General features: G+C 73.4%; 9 protein-coding genes, 1 pseudogene and 1 riboswitch. Of the genes and pseudogenes, 2 read left to right on the top strand and 8 right to left on the bottom strand.

Going from position 1 to position 10,759, the window contains the following annotated elements:
• The coding region (locus SZN_RS31640) for a phosphatase PAP2 family protein (protein ID WP_007503046.1) at positions 1–475 on the bottom strand (475 nt) is incomplete at its 3' end.
• Positions 476–608: 133 nt separating this feature from the next.
• Between SZN_RS31640 and dprE1 the strand changes: the two genes are divergently transcribed.
• Positions 609–1,964 carry a decaprenylphosphoryl-beta-D-ribose oxidase gene (gene dprE1 / locus SZN_RS31635; protein ID WP_007503044.1) on the top strand — a complete coding sequence of 452 codons (1,356 nt, stop codon included), beginning with the start codon at positions 609–611 and terminating at the stop codon, positions 1,962–1,964.
• A 45-nt stretch (positions 1,965–2,009) separates the two neighbouring features.
• Positions 2,010–2,765 (top strand): decaprenylphospho-beta-D-erythro-pentofuranosid-2-ulose 2-reductase, encoded by a 756-nt coding sequence (dprE2, locus tag SZN_RS31630; protein ID WP_007503042.1) that lies wholly within the window; start codon positions 2,010–2,012, stop codon positions 2,763–2,765.
• Between the two features lie 16 nt (positions 2,766–2,781).
• On the opposite strand, the gene SZN_RS31625 is transcribed toward dprE2, so the two are convergent.
• The 7 genes and pseudogenes from SZN_RS31625 to SZN_RS31595 all read right to left on the bottom strand — a co-directional run bounded on the left by SZN_RS31625 (position 2,782) and on the right by SZN_RS31595 (position 10,439).
• The gene (locus tag SZN_RS31625) at positions 2,782–3,360 is read right to left on the bottom strand and encodes a 2'-5' RNA ligase family protein (RefSeq protein WP_043734145.1); all 579 of its coding nucleotides are present in this window, start codon (positions 3,358–3,360) and stop codon (positions 2,782–2,784) included.
• A gap of 236 nt (positions 3,361–3,596) precedes the next feature.
• Entirely contained in the window at positions 3,597–4,610 is a 1,014-nt protein-coding gene (trpS, locus tag SZN_RS31620; RefSeq protein ID WP_007503040.1) for a tryptophan--tRNA ligase, read from the bottom strand.
• A 129-nt stretch (positions 4,611–4,739) separates the two neighbouring features.
• A complete protein-coding gene (locus SZN_RS31615; RefSeq protein WP_007503039.1) occupies positions 4,740–6,188 on the bottom strand; it encodes a glycine hydroxymethyltransferase in 1,449 nt (482 codons plus the stop codon).
• A gap of 31 nt (positions 6,189–6,219) precedes the next feature.
• A riboswitch (ZMP/ZTP riboswitch) is annotated at positions 6,220–6,317 on the bottom strand.
• 114 nt (positions 6,318–6,431) lie between these two features.
• The gene (locus SZN_RS31610) at positions 6,432–7,616 is read right to left on the bottom strand and encodes a glutathionylspermidine synthase family protein (protein WP_007503038.1); all 1,185 of its coding nucleotides are present in this window, start codon (positions 7,614–7,616) and stop codon (positions 6,432–6,434) included.
• A 16-nt stretch (positions 7,617–7,632) separates the two neighbouring features.
• A complete protein-coding gene (locus SZN_RS31605) occupies positions 7,633–7,989 on the bottom strand; it encodes a hypothetical protein (RefSeq protein ID WP_007503037.1) in 357 nt (118 codons plus the stop codon).
• Between the two features lie 393 nt (positions 7,990–8,382).
• Positions 8,383–9,238, bottom strand: a pseudogene (locus SZN_RS31600) (GMC family oxidoreductase); the annotation flags it as partial.
• A gap of 211 nt (positions 9,239–9,449) precedes the next feature.
• On the bottom strand, positions 9,450–10,439 hold the full coding sequence (locus SZN_RS31595; protein ID WP_007503035.1) for a malate dehydrogenase: 990 nt from the start codon (positions 10,437–10,439) through the stop codon (positions 9,450–9,452).
• Positions 10,440–10,759: the final 320 nt, after the last annotated feature.

Genomic DNA, 10,759 nt, shown 5'->3' with positions numbered 1-10,759 from the left:
GGGCGGCGCCTGCCGCCACGTCCGAGGGGTAGTGCACGCCGACGACCAGGCGCGACAGGCACATCGCGGCGGCCAGCGGGACCGTCGCGCGCGCCCCGAGCGCGCCGTAGGCGACGGCGGCCGCGGCGGCGGAGGCGGCGTGCGAACTGGGGAAGGAGTGCCGGCCGAGGGTGGGCACCCGGGGTGCGACGTGCGCCGGGCGGGGGCGGCGCACCACCCTTTTCACGCCCATGCTGACGAGGTGCGCGCCCGCGGTGAGCGCCGTGCCGCGCAGCCACGCGGAGCGCCGTCCGGGGTCCACCGCGGCGCCCGCGAGCCCCGCGGCGAGCCAGAGCGCGCCGTGTTCGCCGGTGCGGGACAGCACGCGCGCGGCGGCGGCCACCCGCGGGTCGCCGCCCCGGGCGTGCAGCGCCGTGAGGATGCGGCGGTCGGCGCCCCGGAGACGTCGCCGGCCGCTGTCGTCGTGATGGTCCATGTGGACCCACTGTTCACGCCCGGATTCCAGGAATTACGGCAATATTGGGCGACATCCCATTAATCACCCATTTCGGGGAGGAGTGGAATGTTTCCTCAGTAATCCGTCCCGGACGGGCGCTACGGTCGCCGACATGCCTGCCGAGACCGTCTCCGTCACGGGGTGGGGCCGCACCGCCCCCACCAACGCCCTCGTGATCCGCCCCCGGACGTACGACGAGGCCGCCGCCGCCGTCCGGGGCTGCGGAGCGCGCGGCGGCATCCCGAGGGGCCTGGGACGGGCGTACGGCGACGCCGCGCAGAACGCGGGCGGCGCCGTGCTCGACATGACCGGCCTGGACCGGATCCACGCGATCGACGCCGACCAGGGCGTCGTCTCCTGCGACGCGGGCGTGTCCCTGCACCGGCTGATGGAGGTGCTGCTGCCGCTCGGCTGGTTCGTCCCCGTCACCCCCGGCACCCGGCAGGTGACCGTCGGCGGGGCGATCGGGGCCGACATCCACGGCAAGAACCACCATGTCTCGGGCTCCTTCTCCCGCCACGTGCTCTCGCTCGAACTCCTCACCGCCGACGGGGAGGTCCGCACCGTCGGCAGCGGCACGCCGCTGTTCGACGCCACCACCGGCGGCATGGGCCTGACCGGGGTGATCCTCACCGCGACGCTCCGGCTGCTGCCCGTGGAGACGTCGCTGATGACCGTCGACACCGAGCGCGCCCGCGATCTCGACGACCTGATGGCCCGGCTGTCCGCCGGCGACGACAGGTACCGCTACTCCGTCGCCTGGATCGACCTCCTGGCGCGCGGCGCCGCCACCGGGCGTGCCGTGCTCACCCGCGGCGACCACGCCCCCCGCGAGGCGCTGCGCAGGGGCACGCGCGCGTGGCGGGAGCCGCTCGCCTTCCGCCCCGGCCGGCTGCCCGCCCCGCCCGCGCTGTTCCCGGAGGGGCTGCTGAGCCGCCGTACCGTGGGCTGGTTCAACGAGTTCTGGTACCGCAGCGCCCCCCGCGCGCGTACCGGTGAACTCCAGCGGCTGTCCGCGTTCTTCCACCCCCTGGACGGCATGCCCCACTGGAACCGGATCTACGGCCGGGGCGGCTTCGTGCAGTACCAGTTCGTGGTCGGACACGGCCGGGAGGAGACCCTGCGCCGGATCGTGCGGCGGGTCTGCGCGCACCGCTGCCCGTCCTTCCTCGCCGTCCTCAAGCGCTTCGGCGAGGCCGACCCGGGCTGGCTCTCCTTCCCGGTGCCGGGCTGGACGCTGGCCCTGGACGTCCCGGCCGGCCTGCCCGGCCTCGCCGCCCTCCTGGACGCGCTGGACGAGGACGTGGCCGCGGCGGGCGGGCGCGTCTACCTCGCCAAGGACTCCCGGCTGCGGCCCGAACTGCTCGCCGCGATGTACCCGCGCGCGGCGGAGTTCCGCGCGCTGCGGCAGGAGGCGGACCCGCGCGGGGTGTTCGTCTCGGACCTGGCGCGCCGCCTGGGCCTGTAGCCCGCCCCGCTTTCCCCGCCCCCTCCGATCCCCCTAGGAGCTGTCGTGAAGGACGCCTTCGGCCTCCCCCAGTCCCTGCTCGTCCTCGGCGGTACGTCCGAGATCGCGCTGGCCACCGCCCGGCGCCTGGTCGCCCGCCGCACCCGCACGGTCTGGCTGGCCGGACGCCCCTCGCCCGCCCTGGAGGAGGCGGCGGCCGGGCTGCGCGCCCTGGGGGCGGAGGTGCGCACGACGGCCTTCGACGCGCTCGACCCCGAGTCCCACGAGGCGGTGCTGGGCAAGGTCTTCGCCGAGGGAGACCTCGACATGGTGCTGCTCGCCTTCGGCGTCCTCGGCGACCAGGCGCGCGACGAGCGCGAGCCGCTGAAGGCGGTCCGGGTCGCGCAGACCAACTACACGGGCGCGGTCTCGGCGGCCCTGTTCAGCGCCGCCGCCCTGCAGTCCCAGGGGCACGGCTCGCTGGTCGTGCTCTCCTCGGTGGCCGGCGAGCGGGCCCGCCGGGCCAACTTCATCTACGGCTCCAGCAAGGCCGGCCTCGACACGTTCACCCAGGGCCTGGGCGACGCGCTGCACGGCACCGGGGTGCACGTCATGGTCGTACGGCCCGGGTTCGTGCGGACGAGGATGACCGCCGGCCTGGACGAGGCGCCGCTCGCGACCACGCCCGAGGCGGTGGCCACGGCGATCGAACTGGGCCTGCGGCGGCGCTCGGAGACGGTCTGGGTGCCCGGCGCGCTCCGCGTGGTGATGTCGGCCCTGCGCCACGCGCCCCGCGCGCTCTTCCGCCGCCTGCCGCTCTGACCTTCCGGCCCCCGCCCTAGCTCGCGGGGATGGGGCCGCGCTCCACGTGGCCCGCCTGGGGCGGTACGACCGCGCTGCCGAAGACGAACTCCCGCAGCTTGCGCCAGACGGCGTCGGGGCCCTGCTCGTACAGGGCGAAGCCGGTGCAGGGCCACGCGGCGCGGTAGTCGGACAGCTCCTCGAAGGCGCGGTCCATCGCCGCCTCCCCGATGCCGTGCGCGACCGTGACATGCGGGTGGTACGGGAACTGCAGTTCGCGTGCGACCGGTCCGGAGGCGTCGCGGACCTCCTTCTGGAGCCAGGTGCACGCCTCGGCGCCCTCGGCGACCCGGACGAAGACGACCGGCGACAGGGGCCGGAAGGTGCCGGTGCCGGACAGCCGCATCGGGAAGGGGCGCCCGGCGGCGGCGACCTCGGCGAGGTGGGCCTCGATCGCCGGCAGCGCCGCGGACTCGACCTCCGTCGGCGGCAGCAGCGTGACATGCGTGGGGATGCCGTGAGCCGCGGCGTCGCCGAAGCCCGCGCGCCGCTCCTGGAGCAGGCTGCCGTGAGGCTCCGGGACCGCGATCGACACGCCGATCGTTACGGTCCCCACGTCGTCTCCTGTCGTCGGTCGGCGGGCCCGCCCTCGCGGGAGGCCCGTCCTGTCTGGTGATGTGGTGCCCGTCCGGCGCGGGCGGATGCCCGGCGGCGAGCGTGGGCGGCCGCCCGTCGCGGCCCCCGGCTATCGACTGTACGGCCACGTCCCCACCGTGGGCAGGCGCATCCGTAGTGATGTGCAGCGCTCTGCGGTGGTACGGCCGGGTTCCGGCCGTCCGCCGCGCGGCGGGCTCAGTGCTTGGCGGGCAGGAGGCCCACCCTGTCGTACGCCTGCGAGAGGGTCTCCGCGGCGACGGCACGGGCCTTCTCCGCGCCCTTGGCCAGGATCGAGTCCAGCGTCTCCGGGTCGTCCAGATACTGCTGGGTCCGCTCCCGGAAGGGCGTCACGAAGTCGACCATGACCTCGGCGAGGTCCGTCTTGAGCGCACCGTAGCCCTTGCCCTCGTACCGCTGCTCCAGTTCCGCGATTCCGGTACCCGTCAGCGTCGAGTAGATGCCGAGGAGATTGCTGACGCCCGGCTTGTTCCCGGTGTCGAAGCGGATCACGGTGTCGGTGTCGGTGACCGCGCTCCTGACCTTCTTCGCGGTGGCCCTGGGCTCGTCGAGCAGGTTGATCAGGCCCTTCGGCGTGGACGCCGACTTGCTCATCTTGATCGACGGGTCCTGGAGGTCGTAGATCTTCGCCGTCTCCCTGAGGATGTACGGCTTCGGGACCGTGAAGGTCGCGCCGAAGCGGCCGTTGAAGCGCTCGGCGAGGTCGCGGGTGAGCTCGATGTGCTGGCGCTGGTCCTCGCCGACCGGGACCTCGTTGGCCTGGTACAGCAGGATGTCGGCGACCTGGAGGATCGGGTACGTGAACAGGCCGACCGAGGCCCGGTCCGCGCCCTGCTTGGCCGACTTGTCCTTGAACTGCGTCATGCGGGACGCCTCGCCGAAGCCGGTGAGGCAGTTCATCACCCAGGCGAGCTGCGCGTGCTCGGGGACGTGGCTCTGGACGAAGAGCGTGCAGCGCTCCGGGTCGAGGCCCGCCGCGAGCAGCTGGGCGGCGGCCAGCCTGGTGTTCGCGCGCAGCTCCCGCGGGTCCTGCGCGATCGTGATCGCGTGCAGGTCGACGACCATGTAGAACGCGTCGTGGCTCTCCTGAAGCGCCACCCACTGACGGACGGCGCCCAGGTAGTTGCCGAGGTGGAACGAGCCGGCGGTGGGCTGGATCCCGGAGAGCACGCGGGGGCGATCAGTGGCCATACCCATCATTCTCTCAGGTTCGGGGGCCTGGTCGGGAACTGGCCGGAAACAGCCGGTCGGGCGGTGGCGCCGCCCCGCTGACGCGCCGCGCGTCGGCCCGGCCCGGTGCGGGGCCGGGCCGACGGGGCGTCAGCCGAGGTCGACCTCGGGGTACAGCGGGAAGCCGGCCACGAGGTCGCCGGCCCGGTGGGCGATCTCGTCGGCGACCTTGGCGTCGAGGACGTGCTGGGCCTTGGAGGCGGTGCCCTTGGCGGTGGTGCCGGGCTCGGTGGCGGTCAGGACGCGGTCGATGAGCGCGGCCACCTCGTCCATCTCCGCGGTGCCGAGGCCGCGGGTGGTCAGGGCGGGCGTGCCGACGCGGATGCCGGAGGTGTACCAGGCGCCGTTGGGGTCGGCGGGGATGGCGTTGCGGTTGGTGACGATGCCCGAGTCGAGCAGCGCGGCCTCGGCCTGGCGGCCGGTGAGGCCGTAGGAGGAGGTCACGTCGATCAGGTTCAGGTGGTTGTCGGTGCCGCCGGTGACCAGGGTCGCGCCCCGCCGCGTCAGTCCCTCGGCCAGCGCACGGGCGTTGTCGACGATGCGCCGGGCGTAGTCCTGGAAGGAGGGCAGGCGGGCCTCGGCGAGGGCGACGGCCTTGGCGGCCATGACGTGCGGGAGCGGGCCGCCGAGGACCATCGGGCAGCCGCGGTCGACCTGGTCCTTCAGGGAGTCGTCGCACAGGACCATGCCGCCGCGCGGGCCGCGCAGCGACTTGTGGGTGGTGGTGGTGACGATCTGGGCGTGCGGGACGGGGTCGAAGTCGCCGGTGAGGACCTTGCCGGCGACGAGGCCGGCGAAGTGCGCCATGTCGACCATGAGCGTGGCGCCGACCTCGTCGGCGATCTCGCGCATGATCCGGAAGTTCACCAGCCGGGGGTAGGCGGAGTAGCCGGCGACGATGATCAGCGGCTTGAAGTCGCGGGCGGTGGCGCGCAGGGCCTCGTAGTCGATCAGGCCGGTGGCCGGGTCGGTGCCGTAGGAGCGCTGGTCGAACATCTTGCCGGAGATGTTGGGGCGGAAGCCGTGGGTGAGGTGGCCGCCGGCGTCCAGGGACATGCCGAGCATGCGCTGGTTGCCGAACGCCTGGCGCAGGGCGGCCCAGTCGGCCTCGGAGAGCTCGTTGACCTGGCGGACGCCGGCCTTCTCCAGGGCGGGCGCCTCCACGCGCTGGGCGAGGACGGCCCAGAAGGCGACGAGGTTGGCGTCGATGCCCGAGTGCGGCTGGACGTAGGCGTGGCGGGCGCCGAAGAGCTCCCGGGCGTGTTCGGCGGCGAGGGACTCGACGGTGTCGACGTTGCGGCAGCCGGCGTAGAAGCGGCGGCCGACGGTGCCCTCGGCGTACTTGTCGCTGAACCAGTTGCCCATCGCGAGGAGGGTGGCCGGGGAGGCGTAGTTCTCGGACGCGATCAGCTTGAGCATCTCGCGCTGGTCGGCGACCTCCCGGCCGATGGCGTCGGCGACGCGCGGCTCGACGGCGCGGATCACGTCCAGGGCGGCGCGGAAGGCGGTGGACTCGGAAGACAGGGGCTCGGCTGGCACGGGGACCTCCGGACGTCGTGTGCAGCGTTCTCGGTACGGCCCAGGCGCACGGCACTCGGTCTGGACGGCGGTCCAGGGGCCGCTCCCCGATGGTTGGTCCATCTCAGCGCGCCAGTCACGGCCCGCCGCCAGCCTACCGGCCGCGTCCCGGGGCACGGCCCGGCGTCCACCATGCGGGCCCGCGGCGCGGCGCGTGCGGGGCTGCCGGGGCGGCGGCGCCGGGCGTCCCCGGCAGCGGGTCGGTCACAGGATCACGTGGGGCAGGAAGCGGGCGTACTCGTCCGTGATCAGGCCGGACGACTCGCGGATGCCGAGGCCCGCCGCCTCGTCCTCGACGACCCACGCGCCGAGGACGACGCGGTGGCCGTCGAACGCGGGGAGCGGGGCCAACTGCTGGTAGCAGCAGGGTTCTTCGCGTACCTCGGGGGCGGCGCCCCGCTCGTGCACGGTGACCCCGGCGCCCTCCCGGCCCAGCAGGGGCTTGGCGACCCAGCCCGTGGTGGCGGCCAGGTCGCGCGGGCCGTCGAGATGGGCGGGCAGCAGGTTGGGGTGGCCGGGGTAGAGCTCCCAGAGGACGGCGAGGAGGGCCTTGTTGCTGAGGAGCATCTTCCAGGCGGGCTCGATCCACAGGGTGCTGCCGGTGCCGCCGCCGTTGTCGAGGGTGGCGAGGACGTGGTCGGCGAAGCGGTCGGTGGTGAGCCACTCCCACGGGTAGAGCTTGAAGCAGCTGCGGATGAAGCGGAGCCGGGTGTCGACGAAGCGGCCGGCGAGCCGGTCCCAGCCGATCTCCTCCATGGAGATCCAGCCGGTGTCCAGGCCCGCCTGCTCGGCGGTCTCCTGGAGGTAGGCGACCGTCATGAGGTCCTCGCCGAGTTCGTCGGCAGAGGAGTAGGCGAAGTACAGGGGGCTGCCCGGCGGCAGCAGGGCGGCCTGCCTGCGCCAGGCGGCAACGAGGCGTTCGTGCAGGGAGTTCCACTGGTCGGCGCCGGGGAAGCGCTCCTCCATCCAGAACCACTGCGGCGACGCGGCCTCGACCAGCGAGGTGGGGGTGTCGGCGTTGTACTCCAGGAGCTTGGCCGGTCCGGTGCCGTCGTAGCGCAGGTCGAAACGGCCGTAGAGGGAGGGGAGTTCGGCACGGCGCCGCCATGCCTCGGCGACCGCGTCCACCACCCGCGGGTCGGTGATGCCGAGGTCGGCGAAGCGGCCGGCGGTGACGATGTGCTCGGCGGCGGCCAGGCACATGGCGTGGAGTTCCCCGACGGTCTCCTCCAGCGCCTCGACCTCCTCCAGGGAGAAGACGTAGTAGGCGCTCTCGTCCCAGTAGGGGCGCAGGGAGTCGTCGGGGTGGCGGGTGAGGGGATAGATCAGCCCCTGCTCCTCGACGGTGCGCTGCCAGTCCGGGCGGGGTTCGACGGTACGGCGTTCCATGGCCGGCGGGTCCCGCTCAGCCGCCGCCGCTGCCGCTGCCCGAGCAGCCGAAGCCGCCCCGGTCGACGGCGTCGCCGCGGTTGAACGTGCCGTAGTCGGCGCGGCCGCGGGTGAGGTCGGCGTCGTAGTACCAGGCGGCGTCCGGGCCGCTCCCCCGCTTCGTGCCGCCCTTGCCGTACGACGAACCGGACGCGCCGGTGCCGGACTTGCAGTTCTTGTCCGCGACGACCTTGTAGCCCTCGTAGGTGTAGCTGTCGCGGTCGACGCAGCGGCGGTCGGGATCCGAGCCGCAGGAGGTGAGCGCGGCCGCGATGACGCCCATGCCGCCGAGGGCGACCGTGCTGGAGCGCAGTCGGCGCCGTGTCTCCGCCATGTGTGTTCCCCCCGGTGATGCGGTTGTCCGTGGTTCGTCAGGCATACAGCCTAGAGAGGTGTGGTGCGCTCCGTCGCCGTGGGGCTGCGGTTCCACAGCTCCTCTACAGTCGTTTTGTGCTGTTCGGGATGGTGTGTGCACTGGGTGCGGCGGTGTGTTTCGGCACCGCGGCGGTGTGGCGGGCGATGGCCGCGCGGGTTGCGAGCGCGGCGCGGCCGGGGCGAGCGCGGTGAACTCCGCGGCGAGCGCGGTGAACTCCGGGTCCGCGGGGACGCGGTCGGCCTGCGGTCCGAAGACCTTCCACAGGCCCGCGACGGAGAACAGCGGTCCGGTGCCGGGGGTGTGCGGTCGCGGGCGTCGTGTGCCGCGGCGTCTTCCCGCAGGCCGTCCCCCTCACGCCTCACCTCCCATCAGGTCGGCCGCCCTCTCCCCGACCATGAGCACCCCGATCATCGGGTTCACCGCGGTCATCGCCGGGAAGACGGAGGCGTCGGCGATACGAATGCCCTGCAGGCCGCGGATTCTCAACTGCGGTTCCACCACTGCCCGTTCGTCGTCGGCGGCGCCCATGCGGCAGGTGCCGGCCGGGTGGTACACGGTGTGCGCCGCCTTGCGCGCGTACTCGCTCGGTTCGTCGTCGCCGGTGACGCCGGGGGCCGGGGCACACCTCGCGCCTGAGCCAGCTCGCCAGCGGCTCGGTCCGCGCGATCTCGCGGGCTACGCGTATGCCGTCGACGAGGGTGCGGGCGTCGTAGTCGTCCTCGTCGGTGAGGTACCGGAAGTCCAGGGCGGGTCTGGCCCCGGGGTCGGCGCTGGTCAGATACAGCCGGCCGCGGCTCCTCGGCTTGGGGATGTTCGGGGTCATCGAGACGCCGAACTCGGGGCGCTCGTAGCCCAGTCGCTCCGGGTTGTCCGTGAACGGGATCCGGTAGAAGGGGAACATCAGGTCGGGGCCCTGGTGTTCGGGGTCGCGGCGCACGAACAGGCCCGCGTCGGAGTCCGTCGCGGAGTTGTCCGGTATCGGTCCGCGGGTCTCCCACACGACCACCGACTCGGGGTGGTCGAGCAGGTTCTCGCCGACGCCCGGCAGGTCGTGGACGACCGGGATGCCCAGTGCGGCCAGGTCCGCGCGCGGTCCGACACCGGAGTGCAGCAGCAGCCGGGGCGAGCCGACGGCACCGGCGCACAGCACGACCTCGCGGCGCGCGCGGACGAGGATCTCCTCGCCGTCCCTGGTGCGCGCGTGCACGCGGGCGCTGTACCGGGCGTGCGGCTGCACGGAGATCCCCGCCTACGGCGACCACGTCTGCGCCGGCCACCGGTTCGGGGAGCGGCTGCACGGCTGAGGCGCGGTCACCCGCGGCCGGGCCGGACGGGCCGCAGGCCCCGTTCCGGTCGGGAACGGGGCCTGCGCGGGTTCCTGACGGAACCGTGGAGAACGGACGCCCGGAGCGGGCGGCTCAGATGAGGCCGAGGGCGCGGACCGCCTCGCGCTCCTCCTCCAGCTCCTTGACGGAGGCGTCGATGCGGGCGCGGGAGAACTCGTTGATCTCCAGGCCCTGGACGATCTCGTACCGGCCGCCCTCGGTGGTGACGGGGAACGAGGAGATCAGGCCCTCCGGGACGCCGTAGGAGCCGTCCGACGGGATGCCCATCGAGACCCAGTCGCCGTCGGCGGTGCCGTTGACCCAGGTGTGGACGTGGTCGATGGCGGCGTTGGCCGCGGAGGCCGCGGAGGAGGCGCCGCGGGCCTCGATGATCGCCGCGCCGCGCTTGGCGACGGTCGGGATGAAGTCCTCGGCGAGCCACTTCTCGTCGTTCACGACCTCGGCGGCGTTCTTCCCGGCGATGCCGGCGTGGAAGATGTCCGGGTACTGGGTGGCGGAGTGGTTGCCCCAGATCGTCAGGCGCTTGATGTCCGCGACCGTGGAGCCGGTCTTCTTCGCGAGCTGCGTCAGCGCGCGGTTGTGGTCGAGGCGGGTCATCGCGGTGAACCGCTCGGCCGGCACGTCCGGGGCGGCGGCCTGGGCGATCAGCGCGTTGGTGTTCGCCGGGTTGCCGACGACCAGGATCTTGACGTCGTCCGCGGCGTGGGCGTTGATGGCCTGGCCCTGGGGCTTGAAGATGCCGCCGTTGGCCTCCAGCAGGTCACCGCGCTCCATGCCCTTGGTGCGGGGGCGGGCACCCACGAGCAGACCGACGTTGGTGCCGTCGAAGGCGACGTTCGGGTCGTCCGTGATGTCGATGCCCTGGAGCAGCGGGAACGCGCAGTCGTCCAGCTCCATGGCGGTGCCCTCGGCGGCCTTGAGCGCCGGGGTGATCTCCAGGAGCCGCAGCTTCACCGGCACGTCCGCGCCGAGCAGCTGGCCGGAGGCGATGCGGAAGAGCAGGGCGTAACCGATCTGGCCGGCCGCGCCGGTGACGGTGACGTTCACGGGAGTGCGGGTCATGGCGTTCTCCGTAGGACAGCTGTCGGTGGGTCGTCCCCGCCCCGGGGTGCGGGACGTCAGGATGATCGATCTCTTGGCGTCGAGAGATCCACCGGTCAGGCTATCGCGCATCGCGGACCCCGCACTGCCCGGTCCCTGTGGCCCGGCCCACACCGCCACCGGTACGGCGGGGAGGGGCCGGGCGGCCGCCGGGTCCGGGAGAGGGGACCCGGCGGCCGCCGGGTGGGGGTTCCGATGCCGGACTCCCGTGGGGGTACGGAGCGCGTGCCCACTTCCCCGGCGGACATACGTGCCGCACGGGATTTCCTACCCGGCGGCGT

This window comes from Streptomyces zinciresistens K42 (genome assembly GCF_000225525.1).
Classification (GTDB): Bacteria; Actinomycetota; Actinomycetes; order Streptomycetales; family Streptomycetaceae; genus Streptomyces; species Streptomyces zinciresistens.
This window is presented reverse-complemented; position numbering and strand designations above follow the sequence as displayed.

Bases quoted from the DNA above. Each gene is read 5' to 3' on its own strand.
- dprE1 (WP_007503044.1), top strand. From the start codon at position 609: ATGCCTGCCGAGACCGTCTCCGTCACGGGGTGGGGCCGCACCGCCCCC.
- SZN_RS31595 (WP_007503035.1), bottom strand. From the start codon at position 10,439: ATGACCCGCACTCCCGTGAACGTCACCGTCACCGGCGCGGCCGGCCAG.
- trpS (WP_007503040.1), bottom strand. From the start codon at position 4,610: ATGGCCACTGATCGCCCCCGCGTGCTCTCCGGGATCCAGCCCACCGCC.
- SZN_RS31605 (WP_007503037.1), bottom strand. From the start codon at position 7,989: ATGGCGGAGACACGGCGCCGACTGCGCTCCAGCACGGTCGCCCTCGGC.
- SZN_RS31610 (WP_007503038.1), bottom strand. From the start codon at position 7,616: ATGGAACGCCGTACCGTCGAACCCCGCCCGGACTGGCAGCGCACCGTC.